Annotated in this window: 16 protein-coding genes and 3 pseudogenes; 7 read left to right on the top strand and 12 right to left on the bottom strand. The window is 40.2% G+C overall.

The window, feature by feature from the left end; all coding sequences use genetic code 11:
* Positions 1-32: 32 nt before the first annotated feature.
* Entirely contained in the window at positions 33-764 is a 732-nt protein-coding gene (locus L4C37_RS13300) for an EAL domain-containing protein (RefSeq protein WP_429768884.1), read from the top strand.
* Positions 765-1,045: 281 nt separating this feature from the next.
* On the opposite strand, the pseudogene L4C37_RS13295 reads toward L4C37_RS13300, so the two are convergent.
* A pseudogene (locus tag L4C37_RS13295) lies at positions 1,046-1,341 on the bottom strand (GPO family capsid scaffolding protein); the annotation flags it as partial.
* 405 nt (positions 1,342-1,746) lie between these two features.
* Here L4C37_RS13295 and L4C37_RS13290 point away from each other — a divergent pair.
* Complete coding sequence (locus tag L4C37_RS13290; protein WP_429768883.1) at positions 1,747-2,829, top strand: hypothetical protein; 1,083 nt, start codon at positions 1,747-1,749, stop codon at positions 2,827-2,829.
* A 120-nt stretch (positions 2,830-2,949) separates the two neighbouring features.
* Here L4C37_RS13290 and L4C37_RS13285 read toward each other — a convergent pair whose 3' ends face one another.
* Positions 2,950-4,458, bottom strand: a complete 1,509-nt coding sequence (locus L4C37_RS13285) for a hypothetical protein (protein ID WP_429768882.1) — start codon at positions 4,456-4,458, stop codon at positions 2,950-2,952.
* A gap of 247 nt (positions 4,459-4,705) precedes the next feature.
* Between L4C37_RS13285 and L4C37_RS13280 the strand changes: the two are divergent.
* Positions 4,706-4,980: pseudogene (locus L4C37_RS13280) on the top strand (ogr/Delta-like zinc finger family protein).
* Positions 4,981-5,100: 120 nt separating this feature from the next.
* Here L4C37_RS13280 and L4C37_RS13275 read toward each other — a convergent pair.
* On the bottom strand, positions 5,101-6,228 hold the full coding sequence (locus L4C37_RS13275; RefSeq protein WP_429768881.1) for a pentapeptide repeat-containing protein: 1,128 nt from the start codon (positions 6,226-6,228) through the stop codon (positions 5,101-5,103).
* 116 nt (positions 6,229-6,344) lie between these two features.
* Complete coding sequence (locus tag L4C37_RS13270) at positions 6,345-7,289, bottom strand: rolling circle replication-associated protein (RefSeq protein WP_489686373.1); 945 nt, start codon at positions 7,287-7,289, stop codon at positions 6,345-6,347.
* On the opposite strand from L4C37_RS13270, the pseudogene L4C37_RS13265 reads away from it, so the two are divergent.
* Positions 7,267-7,512 (top strand): annotated as a pseudogene (locus tag L4C37_RS13265) (tyrosine-type recombinase/integrase); the annotation flags it as partial. The gene L4C37_RS13270 and the pseudogene L4C37_RS13265 sit on opposite strands and share 23 nt — an antisense overlap.
* A 400-nt stretch (positions 7,513-7,912) precedes the next feature.
* On the opposite strand, the gene L4C37_RS13260 reads toward L4C37_RS13265, so the two are convergent.
* The 4 genes from L4C37_RS13260 to L4C37_RS13245 form a co-directional block, all read right to left on the bottom strand.
* Positions 7,913-8,575 (bottom strand): transmembrane anchor protein, encoded by a 663-nt coding sequence (locus L4C37_RS13260; protein WP_429768880.1) that lies wholly within the window; start codon positions 8,573-8,575, stop codon positions 7,913-7,915.
* 19 nt (positions 8,576-8,594) lie between these two features.
* A complete protein-coding gene (locus L4C37_RS13255) occupies positions 8,595-9,338 on the bottom strand; it encodes a HupE/UreJ family protein (RefSeq protein ID WP_429768879.1) in 744 nt (247 codons plus the stop codon).
* A gap of 51 nt (positions 9,339-9,389) precedes the next feature.
* Complete coding sequence (locus tag L4C37_RS13250; RefSeq protein WP_429768878.1) at positions 9,390-9,752, bottom strand: hypothetical protein; 363 nt, start codon at positions 9,750-9,752, stop codon at positions 9,390-9,392.
* 131 nt (positions 9,753-9,883) lie between these two features.
* Positions 9,884-10,960: a nickel/cobalt efflux protein RcnA gene (locus tag L4C37_RS13245; protein ID WP_429768877.1), complete on the bottom strand. Its 1,077-nt coding sequence runs from the start codon at positions 10,958-10,960 to the stop codon at positions 9,884-9,886.
* Positions 10,961-11,094: 134 nt separating this feature from the next.
* On the opposite strand from L4C37_RS13245, the gene rcnR reads away from it, so the two are divergent.
* Positions 11,095-11,367, top strand: a complete 273-nt coding sequence (gene rcnR / locus L4C37_RS13240; RefSeq protein ID WP_429768876.1) for a Ni(II)/Co(II)-binding transcriptional repressor RcnR — start codon at positions 11,095-11,097, stop codon at positions 11,365-11,367.
* Positions 11,368-12,938: 1,571 nt separating this feature from the next.
* Here the strand turns inward: rcnR and L4C37_RS13235 are convergent.
* Positions 12,939-14,594: an EAL domain-containing protein gene (locus L4C37_RS13235; RefSeq protein WP_429768875.1), complete on the bottom strand. Its 1,656-nt coding sequence runs from the start codon at positions 14,592-14,594 to the stop codon at positions 12,939-12,941.
* Between the two features lie 56 nt (positions 14,595-14,650).
* Entirely contained in the window at positions 14,651-16,534 is a 1,884-nt protein-coding gene (locus L4C37_RS13230; protein WP_429768874.1) for a methyl-accepting chemotaxis protein, read from the bottom strand.
* A 532-nt stretch (positions 16,535-17,066) separates the two neighbouring features.
* Between L4C37_RS13230 and L4C37_RS13225 the strand changes: the two genes are divergently transcribed.
* Positions 17,067-17,972, top strand: coding sequence for a MalM family protein (locus tag L4C37_RS13225; protein WP_429768873.1), 906 nt, complete (start codon positions 17,067-17,069; stop codon positions 17,970-17,972).
* 91 nt (positions 17,973-18,063) lie between these two features.
* On the opposite strand, the gene L4C37_RS13220 is transcribed toward L4C37_RS13225, so the two are convergent.
* Positions 18,064-20,877 carry a glycoside hydrolase family 3 protein gene (locus L4C37_RS13220; protein WP_429768872.1) on the bottom strand — a complete coding sequence of 938 codons (2,814 nt, stop codon included), beginning with the start codon at positions 20,875-20,877 and terminating at the stop codon, positions 18,064-18,066.
* 141 nt (positions 20,878-21,018) lie between these two features.
* Here L4C37_RS13220 and L4C37_RS13215 point away from each other — a divergent pair, with 141 nt between their 5' ends.
* Positions 21,019-21,897 carry a helix-turn-helix domain-containing protein gene (locus L4C37_RS13215; protein ID WP_429768871.1) on the top strand — a complete coding sequence of 293 codons (879 nt, stop codon included), beginning with the start codon at positions 21,019-21,021 and terminating at the stop codon, positions 21,895-21,897.
* A gap of 296 nt (positions 21,898-22,193) precedes the next feature.
* On the opposite strand, the gene L4C37_RS13210 is transcribed toward L4C37_RS13215, so the two are convergent.
* Positions 22,194-23,525, bottom strand: coding sequence for a carbohydrate porin (locus tag L4C37_RS13210; RefSeq protein WP_429768870.1), 1,332 nt, complete (start codon positions 23,523-23,525; stop codon positions 22,194-22,196).
* Between the last annotated feature and the right edge of the window lie 85 nt (positions 23,526-23,610).

Here is a 23,610-nt window from a genome sequence, read left to right as displayed (position 1 = left end):
ATAGCATGTAAGCAAGCAAGGAGAATTGCGACATGAACCAAAGCCAAACACCACTTGAAACAGGGACTGCTGTTTCACTGAGTGATATCTTAAGTGAGCGTTCACTGTATTCATATGTTCAGTCTATTAGAGATCTTAAACGCCAGACCACTTATGGGCATGAGGTTTTAGTTCGTGGTCCTTCAGACTCCTTGTGGCATCGACCCGATCAGTTGTTTATCGCTGCTCAATCACAACAGCTCAGCAGGCAATTGGAAATTGTCATCCTCGAAGTTCATCTTGCAAACATTGCCGCCCATACATCTATAGGATGTTACACCGTTAATCTTGCTCCTAACCTGTTGTTAGATAAAACCGTATTTCAGATACTAAACCGCTACGCACTGGCTGAAAGAATTAAGATTGAGCTCACTGAACACTTACCGATACGAGACTGGCAACCAATAAAACAGCGAATGGCTCAATTGAGAAAGCAAGGCTATCAGTTCTGGCTTGACGATGTTGGCTGCGGATTTTTTGATTTGGCGCTGATCGATGAAGTCAAACCAGAGGTTGTCAAACTTTGCATCAAAATCATCAGCAGACTTACGTTTGATCCTACTCTAGTCGATGAAATAAAAGCGGTCGTCAAAGCGGTTCATGACTACGGTGGAGCTGTTTTAGCTGAAGGAATTGAGGAGCAAGTACAGCTCGATATGGCGGAGCAACTGAACATCGATCTAGCACAAGGCTATCTTTTTGATAAGCCACAGCCACTTATTTGAGTCACAAAAAACCAGCCCTCAATAAAAACCGTACAGTTGGATTTTGATATCCTTATTGTTCTATTTATTGAGACTATAAATATAGCTACATTTATCTAAAAATACCGACAAGTGTACTTTGCTTCAAGTAGAACAAATCTACCCAACTTAAAGAGGTATACCAAATGTCAAAGCCACTCAACACTATTACTCGCGTATGCTCCGCTCTTTTGATTCTCGTAGTAACGCTGCAACCACAGAACACACTCATACAGAGCAAGACTAATTGAAATTACCGTACAAGAGGATGCAGGGGAATCAGTCACAGCAATACCCATGAGGTAACACTTACCTTGTCCTTTATAGTCTGGATTGGGTCAATCGAGGTAAACAGCTTCTGCTCAAACTTATTCGCTTCAAGTAAGTATTGGTTAGGTTCAAGCTTGGCAAACAAGCGCATCTTCCCGTCGACTTCTTCCACTTTTACTTCTGTCACTTTTCCCCAGTTACTGCCATAGCCAGCAAAGCGTTTATGTTCAGGCCAAATCATTGCGGTGTACTCACTCATTGCATAGGTTTGTGCAATTTTAGTTAGCCACTAACTAGTGTTCAGCCCTTACTCTATAAGGGCTAACGCAAATCACAAGAGATCGTCTAAACACACAAAGAGATCTATAGTGATCGCCAGAACTTCAATTAACCGCAAAAAACTTCACTGATTGAAATTCTTATTAATCAAAAATTGCATCATTACCACCTCTCGAAGCCCTTACAGCATCATGATTCAGCCCGATTAAGCCTCCAGTTAATTTCGCAAAACAGAATTGCGAAAAAAAGCAGATCAAACACCTCGCAGGTGGGGAGGATTAGTGCGTTTTCCGTGGAAACGGTCTCACTTATGTCAAAGTAGCTTAATTTATGCATTTATCTTCACTGCATAACGACATGATCTGATTTTCTGGTCTATATGAAGTGATGATGGATATAAAGCATGGGAATTAATATGAAAATTAATAAAACGTTATGGCTAACAATCGGGCTTATCCCTTTTATCTATGGCTGCGGTAATTTAAGCAGTGTTCATAGGACTATTGAGGTAGATAAAGGAGAAGGTGCCTTAATAGACATCAAACAAAGAGGAGTCTTCGCTTCAAATCGCACCTTTAAAACAACTGTAAATGGAGTAACAGAAGAAAATTCTTGGACTGTGGTTTGTGCAGAGCCAAGTCCTGACAGTATGTCTGCTTACGCATCTGAGAATTCATTGAGCATTCCACAAAAAATCAAACTAGCTACCGCATTTCAAGAAGGTGCAACTTATACCGGATTGAGAACACAAAGCATACAACTCCTTAGAGATGGTATGTATAGATTGTGTGAAGCGCACATGAGTGGAGCTATTGATAAAAGTACTTATGCAGTTCTCGTCCGAAGGTACCAAAAGAATATGGTTGCCTTATTAGCGATAGAACAGTTAACGGGTGTTGTTAAGGCGCCAGGGGCAACTGTGAGTACAAATGGTGTTGCCAGTGTGGCAAGAGACCTAGATGAAATGTTATTGATTTCTGAAGAAAATGATAATGCGATCGAGCAACTTGAAGCATCAATCAAGTCTGAAACAGATGAAGTTAAAAAGACGAAAGCTACTGAAGATTTGGCTAAGTTAAAAAATAAAAAAGCTCTATATGACGAAAGCATTAAGAACTCCAAGTCAATAGTTGCAAGTGGCCAAGCAAATGCATCGATAGTTACAACTAATAATTCCGCGAACAGTGCAATTACTACTGAAGTATCATTGGCAGTGAAAGAAATTGTCACGGAAATTCTTAATGCAGATGACTACTCAGCAATGTGCCTAGGCGTAGTTCTTGATAAGAACTACGATGATGAAATCAAAAAGCACTGCAGTAACTTACTAGCCAAAATAACTGAAGTAAAAATAGCTCATTTAGATGCGAAAATCGCATTGCAAAATAAGATCAAAGCAGAGGCAATAAAATCTAAGGGAATTAGTGACGACTTACCCGATTTAATTGAACTCAATGAGAAAGTTGGCGGGGATATAGTAAAAGCAGTCTCTTTTTAGGTAACTACATTGCTATATTTATCTAGATAGACACACCATGAACCTATCACTTGATAGATTCATGGTGCTTAACTGAACATTGTAATTGATAGTGTTGTTAATGCTTATAATTACTTAACACTAATTCGGACAAACTTCATAATCGATAGATTTAATATAAACACAACCCTTACGAGATATTTCATCAATAACATTAGCATCGGCTAATTGATAAAGTCTCATTTTCTTAAAATTATCACCGACTAAAGGGTCGTTAATAAAATCATAAAGGGTTATATCACTAAATCCATCCAAAGATGACAGCCAAGCTAAATTTACAGCCATCATTTCTTTTGAAAATCTCTTTCTTTCTTCAGATGTATTTAACGAGTCTAACTTATTAAATATTAATTCTTCTGAATATATAACCCCAATAGGTAAGAATGAAATCTGCCCACCGATAATAGGATCAGACATTACATCTATTAACTTCATCTGCGATGAGTTGGCCAAATCAAATATAGTCATTTCAAAAGCACCATACCGCTCGCCAATTTCATCTGATAATGCAAACTTATTTCCAGAAAAAGTGAATGTACTGCTCGCATTCTCCATATGAGTACTTTCATAAAACTTAAATTCGTCATTTGAAGTTTTAAAGTAATTACCTTTAGTGACGTCAAAGGAGTAACCAGACTCTGCTAAACTAGGTCTTCGTATATAATGCCATGGATTAGAACCATCCATCTGAAAAATAAGATTTCTATGTCCAATACCATAGCTGAACTCCAGAGCTCGACGTTCTTCTTTACCACCAATTGAGAAACTAAATGAAAAAGTACGAACATCTTTTTTCCCTTCTCCTGTAGTCTCTGTTGTTACTGGATTCCCATTTTCATCTATTGAGGTTGTTGTCTCTGTTGCCGGTGTAATAGATTCATCGGAATGATAACTGCCACCAAGTTCCATTCTTAATCTATCTAAAGCTTTGTCCACTGCATCTAATACTTTATCCATATTATTTGGGTTACTTCCTCCGGTACTACTTCCCCCTGAACTACTGCCTCCGGTGCTATTTCCCCCTGAACTACTGCCTCCGGTGCTATTTCCCCCTGAACTACTGCCTCCGGTGCTATTTCCCCCTGAACCACTGCCTCCGGTGCTACTTCCTCCGGTGCTATTTCCCCCAGAACCACTGCCTCCGGTGCTATTTCCCCCAGAACCACTTCCTCCGGTGCTATTTCCCCCGGAACCACTTCCTCCGGTGCCAGTACCGCAATTAGAAGTGCAACTTGTACCATTTTTTCTTTTAACAAGAGTAACCCAAGGTGGAAGACCTCCTCCCCCAGCTGTAAATGCTCCCCAAACACTACTCAATAGATCTGGACCATCGATACTAAACTTACCACCAACTGCATTCGTTGGATAAATCAGTTCCGTAGCATAACCTGAAAATCGATCACTATTTCCTGAAAAATCGTTTTCACCACCATTGCCATCTGTACATATTGCTGTCCCACAAAGACCGACTCCAGGTAAACCACCTCGATTGTTTGGTTCACTTCCTGGTTGAACAATTGATAAAGCTGAAACTGATAAAGGGGTGTTGAGAATCAAAGCCACTGAAATTGCTAAAACTTTTCTATTCATTATATATCTCCATTTGAATGGCAATAATTATCATTCCCATCAATGAATTAGCAAGAGTAAATTTATAAAAAGAATCAATAGGATGATATAGATCGTATAATTTTTCGTAAGACTGGCAAACCAAACTACTTATAATGAAACGGTAACTATTTTATTCCATACAATATTAGGGGTATTACAGTTACCTTGCTGGGTTAAATAAAACTACTGTATTGGTCAGTATTAATAATATTGATAGTGAAGTATTATTGATACCTTACTAGATTTATGGTGCCCAAATGAGAGTAGTTTTCCCGAGTATGGCGAGAAAGCCCGCATACAGAAATCCAACCGTATTTCAGCGAGTTATAGCGACTTATATTGTAGTTGTATTGACTCCGAATGCGGTCACTCCTTCGTGATGAACTAACCTTCAGTCATACTCTTAGCCCTTCAGCAAAGACAACTTCACAGTTAGCTTTTGAAGTAGTGAATGCATTAGCGCCAGAGCAGCAGCTTAAACAGCAACTTTCAATTCTGTAGGCAATTAATTATTAGTATCAAGCGCAGTGAATTCTCATCTCAATATTAATATAGACTTTCTTCCTATCCATTAACGTCATTTCTAATTCACTGATATCAATTAAAACTATCTGTAAGGCGTCATTTAGATACTTTCTTTGCTTCTAATCTATCTTTTTCTGTTGGATCCGGAACAGTAGCTCCGCAAGCATATTCCTCATCTCTATATGCTAATTCCCAATTTGTATTTTGTTTAAAAAAGTCACATGGTTCAATCTTGGATGAAAACTCTGCGCCTCTAAAATCGGCTTTTTCGATATTGTTACCAAAGAAAGAAGAGCTAAATACAGAATTTCTAAAATCTGCCCGTTCCATATAATTATTCTGAAAACTAGAGCCGAATCCAAAATCAGAGTCATTAAAACTAGAATGCTCAAAATTATTTTTTTTAAACACAACACCAAAAAAAAATGTAGAACCCGAGAAATTTGAACGCGGTACAGTACTGTCTAGGATTTCCGAATTTGCCCAAAAAGTCTTTTTAAACCGGGTCAAACCCAGAGTATATACGCTCTTAAATTTAGTTTCTGAAAAAAAGGACTCATCAAAACTTGCTTTAGTAAACAATGATTTATAAAAATACACCTTACGAAAGCTCACATAATTTAAAGTGGAATATGAAAAATTTAAATATTTAAGATCTAAATGTTGATACTGTATTTTATTTCGGGGTTCATCAGCATTGTTTTTTGATGAGAAATCAAAACTGTCAAAGCTACTAGGATAAATGCAAATATGTTTCAAAAATTGTTCATAAAATGATTCTTCCTCTGGGGCTATAACTCTGGGTAAATTAATTCTATGTTCACCAAAAAGGCTATAATCCAAACCGTTTAGATCTGACGACAAAAAGGCGTCAAGCCCATAGCATTTCCATGATGATAGATAACGTAATGCTTCTGACTGTGGACCTCCTCCTATACCGCTTCCCAAAATTGACCAAGCAGAAAGCACTCTGCTTGAGTATGCATCTCTTTGTGATAAAAATGTCCCAACGAATCCAATACTCACACTTAACGAAGCAATAAATAGCCCTTTCCTAATACCTAGAAAAAGTATGCTAATTAAACTAATAAGAAGCTTTTTTAATGATGAATCTTTCCAATCTTCTTGTATGGCTTTAATCTTTCCTCGCGAGTTGCGTGTAACCTTTCTTTCAGCAAACGAGTAACCGTGACTTCTTTTGAAATTCGGCTTTTTTTTCCACATTAAAAATACTCCTTATTTTTAACTGACCTCGCTGACGTACTACATACCAATTCATAATACACATTCGAATATGATTTTAAATCATCGTTCTCTATATCTAGACATTCGACAACCAATCAATGTAACGTCGTTTCATTCTGCGCTGACAAATACCCTTCCTGGACACCCAACCAATAGCTTCGCTCGTCTTCATCAACATCTTGGATTGGTGGACTATCTTCAAAGACCGATTTCCAATACGCCCACCTATCTTGAAAGTGACTAAACTGCTCTTGGTATGCTTCATCTGCTTCTTTTTTAAGATCACTACAATCTATATCTCGGCAGTCCATCGACCAACCGCGAGCACCAGCAGCCCACAATAAAAACTTATCCATACGTTCTTTAGCTTCGTCACCATCAAAAGTCAGCGAAAACCTATTCCCACTTGAGGCGTGCATCTGTTTTGATTTCATTTCTTGCGCGGTTTTCTTTGCTGCATGTCCTAAGCGGATAATTAGAGCCTGCAGTTTTTTAAGATGTACCTCTGATTTCCCCTGCTCTCTGGCAATGCTGGATGCCTTAATGGTTTGAGTTTTTTGCTTATTGATTCGAGAAATTGACCTTTGAAGCGGTTTCTTCCACTGCTCTAGCCTATAATCTAGCTCCCTGATAATTGCCGTCATATTATCTGCATCAAATGAGGCAAGGGTTTCCCAGCTGGGTGCTCTTGATACCCGAGCAATACTGTATCGGTTACCTTTAATTAAACCCTGATCAGCATTTGTACCCTTCGCGGCATAACCTACCGCCTTAATAAGATAAGAACTCGCCGCTTTAGGATGTTTGATTCGTTCAATATGCGCCATTTCATGACCCCATAAAGATTCCAGCCGCTTTGCCCAATCTCGAAAATACTTTTTATCGACAGTCCACTTCAGTAATAAATGTACGTGAGGGTTCGGCTCTCCATCTTCATTCATTGGGCTTTCAGCTACCCACATGTAATGAAAATCCGCTTTCTCCCTATCAAGACCAAACTCAGAACGCTTTGCTTTGAAGAAGAGTTGCTCTGTACCCATATCTGAAGGGTCTTACAACGAGATATATAAACCAACCTCAGAGCAAGCCTCCGATATTTTGCGTCATTCGCTCGCAAGTCACTTCATGGTGAATGGCGGTAATATTTTAGTGCTAAGGGATATTCTAGGTCACGCCGATATCAGTATGACAATGCGCTATGCTCACTTCGCACCTGATCACCTATCTGAAGCAATTATCCATAATCCTCTTTCAAACCTGTAACCTGTCGCCACTTGCCAAATTTCAGGTAAAAAAAGAGCCACTCTAAAGTGGCTCAATTCTTAAAAATTCAAATGTTGAAACAACCATAATGTGATAAATGTAATTCCTTTCATTTCAGAAAGTTACCAAAAAAACAACCATATGTTGATATCGACCAAAACAACCATAAGTTGATAATTTTGTGAATTATACATTTTCGCCAAACTACAGCAGTAAGAAAGTTACTTTCATCACACCAGTCTAGGCAAGCTTAAAATTTATTTTTAACCAATAAATCTTAACCAATAAATCTTCAAACACATTCCTGGACAAAAGTGAGTTAGCGCTCAATAGAAAAACTAATGGTAAACGTAAAAAATAGCCTCTACGACTCGAAATTCGATAGAGGCTAAGTTCTCAGCTACAGAACACGCTTCATTTCCGCATAATCACCATTGGTTCTCAGGATAACCATAACAACGTTGTCATTTCGGTTACGGAAAAACCAACCGTGGTTTCCAGTAAAAGCCGCGACTAAGTTCCCTTCGTCATTGGGTACACCACGTCCTTTTTCATAGCTGATCGAATTTCCATTGCCATCGCCATGAGTGTCGTAGTTGACAGGGCCACCTTTCGATGTCCATTCAAATTGAGCAACTTGGCCTTTTTCCATGACCAACTTAACTTCTGCACCTTCTCCTGGATTAAGTGAAAGCATAATCTTGTCTTTCCAAACAGGCTCGACGGCAGCAGCGACCTCCGCTTTTGTAGAAGTTATCTCAAGTTGCTGAGGAGCAGCTTCGAGTTCGGCATTCATAGGCTCGATTTGAGCCTTTTTTGTCGCGGCAACCACAACGCTATTAACTTGGTCTCTTTCTGCTTCTTGGGTTAGTTGAGCCTTAATCTCACCCATTTCGGTTAATCCCAACGCTCTGCCCATACCTGTTGGGTCAATAGCATACTCAGCAGGCAGAATGACTGTGATGAGCAGAACAATAGCGGTTGCTAGTGCGATAAAGGTTGAGCGAACAAGCTGTTTAGTTGTCGGTAGCTGGGCACGATTTGGCATATCTGTGTTGTACATGATTGATTCCTTTTTCTTTTTACTGAGCAACAACGTAGCCCGTTAGTTGATAACCGATAAGCATGAAACCCAAGCTCATCATAACGACATTGACTGAGTAGGCTTGGCGATAAAAACTGGTATGTCGCCTCCAAAAGCCCATAACAATCAAAATGGTGCCTAAGGCAATCAATTGCCCAATTTCTACACCTATGTTGAACGCCAGTAGATTAGGAATTAATCCGTCAGGAGAAATATCGTATTCGATGATCTTCGACGACAACCCGAAACCATGACAGAAACCGAACAACAAGGTTGCAAGTTTTGTATTGGGTTGTACGCCAAACCATCGCTGAAACGCGCCTAAGTTATCCAATGCCTTGTAGACCACAGATAACCCGATGATGGCATCGATAATGTAACTGTTAATGCCAATATTGAAGTACACACCAAGCAGCATGGTAGACGAATGTCCTAGCGCAAAAAGGCTCACATACAAAGCGATGTGTTTCATTTTATAGAGGAAGAAAATCACGCCAAATAAAAACAAGATATGATCGTATCCTGTCACCATGTGCTTCGCACCTAGATACATAAACGCAATGATATTGGTGCCTGTGATTTCTTGGATATAGCCTTTATCACCCTGTGCGACGGCATGTGCAAATACGTCAGTACTCATCACCGTAAGTAAGGCTAAAACGAGATAAAGTATCCTCTTACGAAGCGACGTCGCCATACCGATAGGCAACGTAATCACTTCGCGTAAAGAGAGTAAGTTCATAGTAACTCCATTGTTTGTTGAATCTTCTTTCACCGCTGATTACGGCAGTTATCAAGTAAACAACAATGCTCTTGGAGGACGCTCTATTCTGAAGGGTTTATGGACAGGCGTACCGCTGACTTTCCCACCATAGATTGATACCATCACTCTCATAAAGACTGTATGAGCCACCGCTTTTAATGTTGCACTGTCATACGTGTGATTATGATTGCTCGCGTCATGGTGAAATGAGTATTCACTATCGACATCATGTGAATGGCTTGATGGATGAGAATGTGTGTGGCTACTATCTGTTTGCGATATTGACGACAAACTATGAGAACGAAACTCGCCTATAGCAGATGTGGTAGTGCCTAATGCAATGATAAATAGCATCAGTAAGCTAATACATTGTGTTAGAGCTTTAGAAACCATACACCTTTGCCAACATTGAGATAGTTAATTGAGAGTGAGGAAAATAACTATTGTTATATTATAACAAACCTGAAACATCAACAGTCTCTGGCTTATTTATGTAAGCTCAATAGCGAACTGTTTCACAGATCTTAGCTCATCAATGATGTATATCCGTGCATCCCCATGTATAAGCCAACCGCACTGATCAAGACGCCCGATAAGTAAGGTGCTCGACGTGCAACATCGTTCAAGCCACTCCATTTAGATGTCGCTTTTTGCACCCCAACGGCCGCCACAACACCAACCGCAACTAGAGTTAGAGCTAAACCAATGCTGAATGACACAACCAAGGTAGCACCAAGTGTCATCGCCTTAAGCTGCAAGCAGATAAGCAAAACCGTTACCGCAGCAGGACATGGAATCAAACCACCTGTTAAACCAAAAAGCACTATTTGCCCATTAGTGACATCTCGGTTCTCAAAACGCTTTTGTATATCTAAAGCGTGAGCGCGTTCATGAGCATCTTGGTATTCCTTGTTGTCACTTTCTGAATGAGAATCTGAACTAAAATGTACATCAAAATCATGTGTATGATCGTGGTGTCCGATAATCAATGTGACAGAAATATCATCAGAGGTTTCAATACAGGATGCCGATTCTAAGTACCCATTGCGCTCAATAAAGTGATAGATATCAGCACATAGAGAATTATTGCTCGGTACTGAAATCTTGGCACCTTCAGCCGTTAGAGGCTTCCCTTTGAGTGTTCGCAACTGAAAACGATGATGACACCCTTCTTCTGTGATAGAGAGCGAAACATGCCCGTGCCCTGTATCAACGACTTGAGTGGTCCAATCATGAGCATGGGAATGAGCTTTACGCCAAGCACGCTCATCGCTCCACGTTCTCCAGAACATCCATAAACCTGTCGAGACAATAATGAACCCTGAAATCAGCTGCATCCATGGTTCAGTAGCTTCAGCCGTAAACTTCTGGCTGATATACATCCCTCCAACAGCGATTAACCACACAATAGCAGTGTGAGAAAGTGTGGCAGCTAACCCCAGCATCACTGCTTGTTTGACAGTCCCTCTAACCGCGACAATGAAAGCAGCCATCATCGTTTTCGAATGTCCAGGCTCAAGACCGTGCAAAGCACCAAGTAAAATAGCACTGGGAATAAAGAACCACCCATTACCTTGTTGGAGCAGCGTTACAAAATCCATTTTTTTCTCTGTTGCTAGTTCAAATTTGATGCAAACTATACTCCCCCCTAGTATTAAATACTACCCCCCAGTATAAATTGAGTGCTACATTATCGATTAGAATCACTCAGCCTAAAACATAGAGAAGATAAGCCATGTCACACACAACTAGAGATCAGAAGAAGCTCAATACCCGAGTTAGTAAAATACAAGGTCAAGTGAATGGACTTAAAAAAATGCTAGAAGACGAGCATGAGTGCCAAGATGTGTTGCAGCAGATTGCTGCTATTCGAGGCGCGGTAAATGGCTTGATGCGAGAGGTGATCAAAGGACACTTGCTTGAGCACGTTGTACTAGAGGAAGACAAAGAGCAACGTGAAGCTGATATGGAAATAGTGCTGAAAGTTCTGGATTCTTACATCAAATAACGAAGTAGTTACAATCAGTAACCATACTCTGGTTCGAGCTGGCAATGTATTAGTTTTTGTTATTCAAAATTCAGCTCTCGTGGCTCACAATGGGCAAAAACGTGTTTAAACCTAATTACACTACAATCTCTATTAGCTAGGGGGGAGAAGCTACCCACAGAATTGAAATAGAACCTTTTTCTTATAGTTCAATAGACTAAATTAATACTATGGATTTTTAAGGAGCCTGTAGTTTAATTATGTTTCTTCAGCGTCCAACACCATACAAAGGTGAATCACTAGAAAGCTTCTTTATCCGTGTGGATATGATGATGTCATCGTTTCCTTGAGCCCACAAAGCGCTTCCTTCAATACATTGACCATCACGGCTATCAAACCTTTGCTACGAACATCACGAGGATAAACCCGTGCTCGGCTAATAACAGTTCCTGCTCCGGACCAGCTTGGGTTAGCAATAAACAGAACAAATTTAAAATACTCTCCATCCACTAGTGCTGTGATTCATGGTTCAGAAGTTTTTCCTCGCAGTTTACTCCGAACAAAGTCCATACCCTGCAGCCCTTTGTGCCTACAACAAAATAGCTATGCCTCCTACCTTTGGCATTTTGAGGGTTACGATCACTACCACATTCATGATGTACCCTTAGTCAACAGCTGTAGCTGTGGCACTGAATTTGACTACCGCAGTCTGATTTAAAAGAAAGTTGCAGTAATTGCAAAGAACCTATCGCCATAAAGAGTCCAGAGATGAGTCATGATGCAATATTCACTGTTGCAAACTGGCTCGCCGGCAATGAGTCAAAAGATCTACCTGGCGTCCCCAAAAGCTATCGTTGGGGTTTGATTCATTGGTGGGTCCATATCAGCAAAAAGGAATTCGGTCACGTTTCGTTCATCCAATTTTTCTCAAACAGGCCAAGCTCATTTCACTCCATGATTGATAGTGAAATCGAATTAAACTTAGAACACGCAATTGTTGGATAACAATGGTTTGATCGCTAACGTATCCCAGCCAATAGGTGCATGCCAATCGAAACTTAATAAACGTTTTGCTATCAAGTCATGTAATGCAGGTAACGAAATTTTCGAGTTTTGACCCGTATTTTCAACGACTTGATCTATTCTAAATTCACCATATCGTTGAAATAACTTCAATATTTGGAATTGTATTGTATCTAAGCTTTCATTACAGGCATATCATGGCATCTGCTACAGGTATTTTAGTGTTTTAATTAATGGTAAATTCATAGTTACCTTATAAAAGCTTCATTCTATATTGCTTCAAAGGTAAATACGCACACACCAAATCAGATATTTCCCCCCCCCCCCCCTCGTTTAAAAAACTAACCAGCTACGATGTTCTTATTAAGATGTTTTTTGGCGTTACATTAAGCTTAAAAATTACAACGTTCTGATTGGAGAAATCTTACACCATAATAAAAAAGTACTGAACAAGCTGAATGGGTTAGGGATTCCCGAGCGGTAGCTCTCACATCATCAGTCAGCATTTAAGGGCTTTTGTCACTAAACTCTAGAGAAGAAACAATGTCCTCAAAGGTTAAGCTATAGAATCACTTACAACGCTCCAACCAAACATGTGCCCAAGAAGGTTTGTACAAATAGTAACCTTGTAAATATGGTACACCCAAACTAGTCAGTTTAGTCAGCATTGCTTTACTCTCCACACCTTCAGCTACAAGTTTTACACCTTGTAACAAACAAAAATCACATAAATATGCAACAAGCTTAGAGCAAGCATCCAATTTCATTACTTCATTAGCCAAAGCTCTATCAAGCTTGATTTGATATAGTGGAAGACGATATAGACTAGTAAAAGCACTCATACCAGAGCCAAAATCATCAATAGAAAGCTTAAAACCATGTCTATGGAGTGAGTTGAGAGTGCTCATTATAATAGGCTCTTCTTCAAGTAAATAGGACTCCGTTATTTCTATTACAACACGCTCAGGATTAATACCAAATTTTAATGTTGAAGCTAAAACATCATCAACAAAGCTTGCTTTCAAAAGCTGATACCCAGATATATTTACATTAATAAGAGGCTTCTGGAGACTTGTACTATCATGCGTATCTAAAAATTCACATGCCAACTCTAACACTTCCATTCCAAGTGCATGGATATAGCCCATATTTTCAGCTATTGGTATAAACTCGCTAGGAGGAATATCACCTAACTTATCATGCTGCCAGCGAGCTAATGCTTCAAAACTGATAATACTCCCTGTAGAAACTTCAACTATTGGTTGCAAAGAGATGCTTAGTTGATGCGAGTCAATGCCATATTTTAGGGAATCTAGCACTTGAAAATAACGATCTACACCCTCTTTTTCATCGCCTAAGTACGCGATAGGTGACCGAACCAAACGAACATATTCAGATAAATCAAATATATTTTTCAATAATAAATTCCGAGATATATTTTTAACGGGAATATACCCAACCCCCAGTCGACTCATTACCGTCGAATTACATTCTTGCCCCCGACTTTGGAAATCTTTTTCTATTTGACTCATTAATGTTACCCCCACCCTATAGTTTGAGGACTTTTTCACAACAGCTATAAATACATCCCAACTAATACGATATAACTCATATTTTGATGAGAGAAAATGATCCAGAGTTGAAACTAAAATTGAAACTAATTGACGAGTAGCGTCAACTCCAATCTGTCTTTGAAACTGCCGTAAATGAGTTAAGCAACAAACAATAATGCAGTGTTCCTCACCCATCTTAGATAAAGTTTGAAGGAACAACTTGCGATTGGGCAACCCTGTCTCAGAGTCATGGTCTGCCGTGTACATCAAGTAGTCATTGAGGAGAGTAGTCTCAGAAATGTCTTTATGAGTGCCGACCATAGCAAGCCCACCACGTTCTTCGATCCTCAATCCTGTAGCTTCAATCCAGACATAACAACCTGATCGATTTTTAACTCGATATCGAGTTGTTACCCGAGAGTCAACTTTATCTTTTTGATGAATATCAACATCTTGTTTTAATAGCCTTTTATCTTCAGGGTGGACTAACTCAAGCCAATCATCAAACTTTGTGTGGGCTAATGACACATTAAACTGCTTATAGAATGTATTATTGTAAAATTGGACGACATTATCATCACTCATAAACCATAAACCTTCACTGGCACTGTCAAATAAATCAGCAAGTCTTTGAGGCGTAACCAACCTATTCATACCACCTATACCACCCATAATAATCTTTCAACATACGACTTCACGTTAACAGCTAGCCAAGAGCGATAAACGTGCTAAAACTTAAACTGACTAACTTGTTTTGCTAAATTTTTTGCGCCAACTTTGAGTTGACCAGCAAGCTCCCTGTTTTCTGACGAGCCCTCGTGTGTTTTCCCTGCCAAAGTATGGATATCCGATACTGATTCATTAATTTGCGCAGCAACAACCGATTGCTCCTCTGCCGCAGTGGCTATTTGAACATTCATACCTTGAATCTCTGAGACAGATGTTTGAATTGTACCGAGAGCTTCGGTTGCTTGTTTAGAAAAAACCAATATAGAACTCGATTCCTCTTCATTTAGTCTCATAATATCTACTGAGCGAGTCGCCTCATTTTGTAGTTGACTAATAAGACTCTGAATCTGCGCAGTACTAGTCTGGGTTCGGCTTGCGAGACTTCGAACTTCATCAGCAACAACTGCAAATCCACGCCCTTGCTCTCCTGCACGAGCAGCTTCAATAGCTGCATTCAATGCAAGTAAATTAGTCTGCTCAGCAATATCTTCTATAACATCAACAATCTGACCAACACTCTGAGTCTCTTTATCAACAGCCAATATTGCTTCTTGAGCTAAGGCGATACTTTTAACCAAAGTATCTATACCTTGGTCAACACCTTTGACCAGGTCCATGCCTTTACTTGCGTTGCTGTAAGCTTGTTGTGCTGCTAGAGAGGCACTATTCGCATTTATAGCGACTTCATCAACAGTTGAAGACATTTGATTCATAGCAGTCGCGGTTTGCTCAAGGTTCTGCATTTGCTCCTTAGCATTAAAACTCACCATAGAGGCTGCCGAGTCGACTTCCACAGAAACATCCCCTACTTGGTGAGATACACCTTTTACTTCCTGGAGTATAATTCTTAACTTAGCAGACATACCAAACACCGATGCGTAGATTCCAATTGGCTTTTTGTACGATGAACGTTTCGAAAGATCTCCCAAAGCAATAGAATCCATTAGCTCCATGATTTCCCCAGGCTCTCCACCTAATGGCTCATAAACAAACTTCTTAAGGCAAAGATATAAAACAAACAGAGCCACCAGAATTAACGCTAGTGAAAGCATCAAACTGGATAAGAAATTAGCTTCTGAAGCTCTAGTAATATCTTGCCAAGGCTGCCATCCCCAAACAGTCCAACCATTACTAGTAAGTTTATTCGACGCTACAAAATATTCTTGCCCTTCATATATGTAAGAATGCGAACTCTTAGTTGAGTCTTGATAAGCAGCGTAACTAGGTCGCTCTTGATACAAATCCTTCCCTAGAAGGTCTGGATATTTGGAAGCTAAGATGTATCCATCTTCTCGCGCAACCCAAACTTGATTGTCCGGAGATAACCCAGAAACAAACTGAGTCAAACTGTTAACTTTAATATTAGTCACCAAGGCACCAACAACAAATCCCCTCCTTCGAACGGGTACTGCCACAGCCATAACTGCACTACCTTCAGAACTCATATACGGTGAAGTGACTACATGAGACTCGCCTGAAAAAATGCGGACAAACCACTCACGCTGTTTCTCTCTTGCATTAAAGTTAGGTACTACTCCGTTTGTGGAGGTGGAATAGGTAACCCCATTAGAAAGGGATATATATGCGTTTATGACTTGGTTATTTTCTACTATCGAATCTAATTGATGCATGAGCTCACGTAAGTCCATAACACCTTTACTCGATATTGAAACAATATTTGATACCGTCTTTAGTACGTCAAAATTACGTTCAACTTTTTGCTCTAGAGCATAACCAATAAGCTTGGACTCGGTCTCTAGTAAGAGGCGGTAGTTTTCAGTTGATTCTTTTTTAAATGAACTATACCCCCAGCCACTGATCGCTAAAACTACCATAAGAAACAACAACCCTAAGATCATCATCAATTTTTTATTCAATCCCATACCCATCCATCCGTGAAAGCGCTTTCTTTTCATTATAATATTGTCAGAATTTATAAATGCAAGGTTATTTATACGCAGTGGGAATTAATCGCCAGATTAAAGACATACTTCGATCAAACCGAAATCAATTTATAATACATAGCACTTTAAAGTCACAATGGTAATACCAAGGTCCTCGAACCCACAATTATTGGGGATGCTTACGTGCGAGTTATAGGACTTAGAATTTTTTGGATTTACCAGAATTCCCTTGGGTACTGAATCTAGAAAGACTTTTAATCTAACTTCTGGAGCAAAACGCATTGTAAAACTTAGAAGAATAGTTAGGGACGACGTTGGTTTCTCAGTGCCTCTAGATTAGAATCTGAAACAGCAGAGTCCAAGCAGTCACAAATTAATTTCTCTAAGAACTCCCTTAATTTTTCTCTAAATCAAGCATTCATCAACAAAAAGAAAGCGCTTTCTTGTATAGTGAGGTTATTATCAATTAAGCATCCTGAGTTAATTGTATATTTTTTAACTGAGAGGAATTATGAAATACCTAGCAATGATCCCAACAGTATTGATGCTCAACGCTTGTTCAACAGCAACAGAATCACCGGTTAGCTATCACAAATCTTCTCCGGGGCTAGAGTCACTACAAAACAGCGAAAACTGCTGCGAAACCCTTAGTACTATTCAATATCAAAGCGTCACGAACCCAGAAAGAACATTTGTTTCTATCACCACAGCAAGCCCTAGGGTCGAGTTCAAATCTGGCCGTTCCTTTGCTGGAGGACTTAAGCTTCCTACAACACTAGATGCTATTCGTTTTTCTGTAACTTCAAATGCTAATTATTCAGCGTTCGTTCCGTCACTTTTGGTCTTAGATCAAAACTACCAACCTTTAGATGTCATTGGCAATGAAACCATAAAGTATCAGCCGCTTAGCCTGCTTGATGATGCACAATATGGTGCGCAAATAGAACTGCAAGAACGTTACTTGAACGGCGAGGCTCCTGCTTACTTGGTCATATTCACAACCAGCGAAGCACTCGCGGAAACAACTCCCGTCGAAAAACCAAGTGATATGGCGATACGTTCTGGCGATGTCCAAGCAAACATCGCTCATAATACGGACTACGCGATACCCCACTCTGCGATAGGAAAAATCACTTTTGATTTTGACTTTACGGCTATCACCACCGTTGCTGAAGAACAAAAACGTCAAAATCGAGTCCAACAAATTCTTCCAGAATCAACCATAGCCCAATCAGATTTATTAACGGAAAATACACTGATTAAGAAAGAGGTTTATAAAACTCTTATAGAAAACTCGGTTTCATCTGGAGATTTCAGTGCTGCACTGACTTACGTTGAAGAATCTGAGCGACTAGGAATAGAGGGGATGCGAAACACCTTTGTTGACGCGATGAAACAATATCAAAAAGCACAGTAACTCAGACTCAAAGCAGTCGTTTATCTTCTTTCTCACTTCACCTCAGTTCTTAGCAAACGAGAGTTGAATAAACGACTGTTATCCCTCAGCCCTATTCAGGCATGAACGTGAATTCTAATTGATCTAATTCTAAGCCTAATTTGATGAATTCAATATCCAACAGATAAAAACCTTTATCCAGCTTAACGGAAAGCCCCTCAACTGAAACTGTCTCGCCATGAGTACCATTCACTGATAGAGACATCGCATACACTTTATTGAGACTCAAACTACACGCCGATTGAGCCAAAGTACCGCTATCGTAATGAACAATACCCGTACATCGATACACACCAGCCTGTTTAACTTCCAAAACAATATTACAGTTTTCTTGAGTATTAAGTGGTAGCACTGTTACATGTTGCTCGGTAGTAAGCTGACAAAAATCACCATCAACCTTGTTCTGACACCTGTCTGAGCTTTTCGTCGAGTCAAAGCTCTTAATCGGATCAAACGCAACTAAGGGTCTATCCATTGCTGGAGATTCCATGATAAAGCGGCAAATATTGATCGCGCTTCTTTGCAGCTCACCTAAGCTCAACGTTCCGTTTTCAAGCGCCTGTAACGTATCGTCATTCGACACGTTATTTTCCGCACCATCATGCTCAACAACCATATACAGATCATTTTGAGAGCGAAGCATAAAGGATGTGTAACTTCGACTTTCAGAACCACCTTTGATTGGGTCATTCATTTTTGCCCACCAATCCGTCATCACTATCCCTTTATAACCCCACTCCCCCCGAAGAATCGTGGTATTGAGGTCGTAATTGGATGCAGCCCAGTGACCATTAATAGGATTGTAGGAAGTCATAACACTCGTGGCTCCTCCTTGCTTTACCGCTATTTCAAAAGGCTTCAGATGAATCTCACGAAGCGCTCTCTGTGATACAACACTATCAACATCAAACCGTGACGTTTCTTGATCATTCGCCACCAAATGCTTGATTGTGCCAGACACTCCTGCGGCTTTAAGACCAAGAGTTTGAGATGCTGCCATTACCCCTGAGAGAAACGGATCTTCTGAGAAATACTCAAAATTTCGACCGTTCAAAGGGTGGCGGTGGATGTTAATCCCAGGACCAAGTAACGTATCAATATGATTGGCTTGCATCTCTTTCCCCACTAAATGAAATAGTTTCTCATTCAGTTCCGTGTTCCATGTACAGCCTAATAATGTACCAATTGGGACTTGAGATGCTTTATGTCCGCTATCCATTCGGATACCAGACGGACCATCTGCAGCAGCAACGACAGGGATGCCTAGATCAAACAAGCTTGGTGATACACCACCAAAAGCCGCAGCAGTACCAGGTGTCACTTTAGGGCTGCACATACCTTCACCACGAACAATTGTCGCTAACTGCTTTACGGTCATTTGCGAGATAAATCCATCAATGTCCGCTCGCCCCTGCTTAACATCCAGTAAACGAATGCCCATATCTTCACTAAGAGGAATAGAACTTGGAAGCTCACTCAGAATACGTTTACTCAAATCTATAGTTCGCAGCGGCACAGATTCGAAATCGCAACTGTAAACACCATTTTCCCCGTTGCCTTTGGGGATCAATCTCTTAAATCCGGTGACAGGAGCAAGTGCTTCCGTTAATTGCTCAACAACCAACAACTCTTCTATTTTAACGCTCTCACTAACAAGCTTTGCTTGGCGAACACTTCCTCCTAGATAAAAATGATATTCTCCAGCTTCAAGTACGTAACTATTTGAGTGCCCCGTTTTACCGCAGTCATCAAATGACGCGAAGGAAGAGAGCGGACATGAAATTGTCAAACACACCGTTTCTTGCGGAGCCAAGGTCGGTGTTTTCACAAACCCGATCAGTGCTCGTGAAGGCTTACCAAGGTGACCTTGAGGCGCTTCAACATATAATTGAACAACATCCTTGCCACTGTATTGGGCGCCTATGTTTTTAACTTCAATATCAAATACCAACTCTTGTTCAGAGGCGGAACCAAGAATTGTTAGCGCATTTAATTGATTGGAAAAGCGGGTGTAGGACAGCCCAAAACCAAATTCAAATTGAACAGCTTTAGGGTTGAAAGTTTCAAAATACCGATACCCGACATAGATATCTTCTTGATATAAATTCCGGTCTTTATTTCCAAAATTCGAGCTCGAAGGGTAATCAGATAAAGAGTGCGCAATAGTGTCTGCCAAACGTCCACTTGGGCTAACATCACCAGATAAAACATCAGCTAATGCATGCCCACCTTCCATCCCTGAAGCCCAGTTATATAAAATCGCCTTGAGCGAACTTGCATCTTTTAGTGAGCTTACCCATGACATATCAATAATGTTGGTCACGTTCAGTATCACAATGACATCATCAAAATGTTCGGTCACTTTCTTCAACATTTGCATTTCGAGTGCGGTTAAATTGTAACTGCCTTGCTGCTGAGCATTATCTTGATCCTCACCCGCCGTTCGACCGATAAAAATAATGGCTTTGTTAGATTTGGCGGCGGCATCCATCACAACAGAAGCTGAAAGAGGCATTTCATCTTGAAACCAAGGTTCTGCTGCCCAACCACCACCGCCGTCATTGAACGGGTTATCCTTGATCCAACGTTGGTATACCTCTACCAAATTGAGATTGAGATTTATGTTTGGATTTTCATACAAGCCATGTAATGCATTTACGGAATAAGGCACATTCACCGCTCCACCAGATCCAGTGCCACTTCGGTAGGTATCAATCTGACAGCGACCAAAAAGAGACACCGTATCACTAGCCTGCAATGGCAATATTGAATCACTATTTTTTAGTAGCACAATGCCCTCAGTAGCCGCTTGTCGACTTATGGGTGCAAGCTGCTTCTGTGCTTCGAGAATTTCCACAGTATTCATTTTGAGTCCTACTATTTTTTACTTAGAGCAAAAATTTGACCTCTCGCTCTAAAAGTTAATATTGTCTTTGTTCAAAAAATAGTAATCTTAACTACGGCGTGTAACTACCAAATAAGCGACAGTAATAGGTAAAATAGCGACATGAAAACCAAGTTTAGACTCCAAAGTCATCAGAGATATCCCCAGATAAAATTTGCCTATGTAGATGGGCATCACGATTTCGACTTTGACGTACATAGCCATGACTTTTCTGAACTTTTCTTAGTTGTGAGTGGTAGTGGAAAGCATACGGTAGCTACCCACACTTACCCTTTAAGTACAGGGGATGTATTTGTTATTAATGGGGATATTGAACATGGATTTTGTGAAGTAAATAAACTGAAGATTGTAAACTTGATGTTTGATACGGCATTGCCTTTTTTTGAGGTCCCTTCAATGCGTCAAATGCCAGGCTATCAAGCACTTTTCAAGGTAGAACCGATTGCTCGACAAGCATCTGAATATCAAGCAAAGCTTACGTTATCAGCTTCTCAGTTGAAACGAATCAATGAACTTCTACAACAAATCAAATCGGAATACGACAATGCAGAACAGGGGTTTGAAATCATATTGACGAGCACAATGCAGCAACTTGCGATAGAACTTGCTCGGCGATATCAAGAACAGACCCATAGCTTACCAAAAACAACCCTAGCATTGAGCCGAGCACTTGCTCATATCGACAGCCATTACAAAGACGTGGGATTGGATACAGAAGCTATCGCGCAAGCGGCTTATATTAGTAAACGACAACTAGAAAGGCTATTTAGGCAATTTTTAAATACATCCCCAAATCAATACCTCAAAGGCCTTCAAATTAGACATTCGGCGACGCTATTATTAAACGACAGCAACAGTATCCAGCATATCGCTGAGTCTTGTGGGTTTTCTGACAGCAACTATTTTTCAAAGTGCTTTAAACTTCAAAATGGATGCAGCCCTCGAGAGTTTAGAAATCAACATGCTTGCCATAACCCATAATCCTTTACCCCTTAAGCCTTAAGCCTTAAGCCTTAAAAGATTAGATATACCACACATAAAAAAACCGCTTCTTTCGAAGCGGTCGATGAGTATCTTTGGCAAGAACACATTTGAAATGAAACTCAAATGTGGAAGACTCATAGCAATATAAATGAACCTCTATACGCTGCCAAACAAAAGGTCAACTATTGCAAAAAAATCACACCTGCAGCCCTGTCCGCCCTAATGACAATGGCTTAATACTAACGACTCCCCCAGTACATTTGGTGTAATTAAAAGGTCTGTAGAGAGGTAATTTACCACCACATGTCAGCTTGAATACCGACAACAAAATCACCCTCTTTACCTGTACCGTCTTGCATTTCACCATCAAGGTAAGATGCCATGAAGCGAATCTCTGGGGATGGACCGAAGCCAGAGTGCACAACTAGAGTTGGTGCTACTGTTAACTTGTAATCATAAGAATTCTTTGACTCACCATTACGGTCTTCGTAGTTGTACATGTAACCAGCTTCGGTAGCGATAAAGAAGTTTTCTGAAATTGGGAACGTTGGTCGCACCATTGCTGATACCCAGCCGTCTGTGTCGCCATTGTCAAAATCGTTGTACTGGGTTTGAAGAGAGTGGAAAATATTCACACCATTTTCAAAAAAGTACCCACCCCATGCTAAAGCACGTAGTGATACATCGTTTTCATCAACAGCCTTCAAACAAGACGTACCACAACCCGTACCTGTCGTTAACCAACTTTGATAATCGCTGCCAGGCTTGTACGTGTTGTAAGTCGTAAGAGTACCGCCTAAAAGGTTACCCGAACCTAAGCCTTTACCAGCCTGCGCGATGTATTTTGTAAAACCTTTATCTGACAACCCAAAGACAGACTCAGTGTGAACAATTGCCGTCATTTCATAGCCATTCTCAGCGAATGCTTCTGGACCATTACCAGAACTTAAATCGACCATATTGTCTGGCATATACTTAGCCATAGCATGAAGTTCAACACTGCCAAAGTTCACGCCAGCATGAAGCGCATGCATGATGTTGTTACTGTCTCCCCAGAAACTTGTATCGCCAGAATCATCGCTTGCAATATAAGCAAAGTCCCACTTATTACCACCTATCTCAACACCTTCAATACCAACACCTGTACCTGACATGTCTGTGTAGAAAAAGTCAGTCATAAAGATGTAATTATCTTTACCATAAAAGCGCTTACCACCCCATACAACACCGGTTTCAGATACACCTTCAAACTCGACAAAAGTTTCTGCCATACCAATTTCGCTGTTGGTTGCATCGGCATTGGCGCCAAGTTGGTTGGTTGCATATTCCGCATTGTTAGCTGCAGCTCGTGTCTTGATTCGAACTTTCTGCCCACCGTCATTCTCAAAATTTTTCTGCAGTGCTAATTCAAAGTGGCTATCCGACTCAACACCCAATCGACCTAAACGTTCTTTAGATGCAGGGAACTTTGCACGTTTGAAATCATCATTTTCACTAAATAGAACACCAGCACGGAAATAACCGTGAAATTCAAATCCATCCGATTTTTCAGCATGTACAGCAGGTACAGTAGACAAGCCAGCAGTAGCGACTAAACAAGCAAGGGTAAGCTTAGAAAGTTTCATAATAACTCCATGTTCCAAATTATACTTTCAAAAAGAAAGCGCTTTCTTTGTTTTTTATAAAAAAAACCAATCGAACAGATTCAAA

This window comes from Vibrio kagoshimensis, assembly GCF_050337535.1.
GTDB lineage: Bacteria > Pseudomonadota > Gammaproteobacteria > Enterobacterales > Vibrionaceae > Vibrio > Vibrio gallaecicus.
This window is presented reverse-complemented; position numbering and strand designations above follow the sequence as displayed.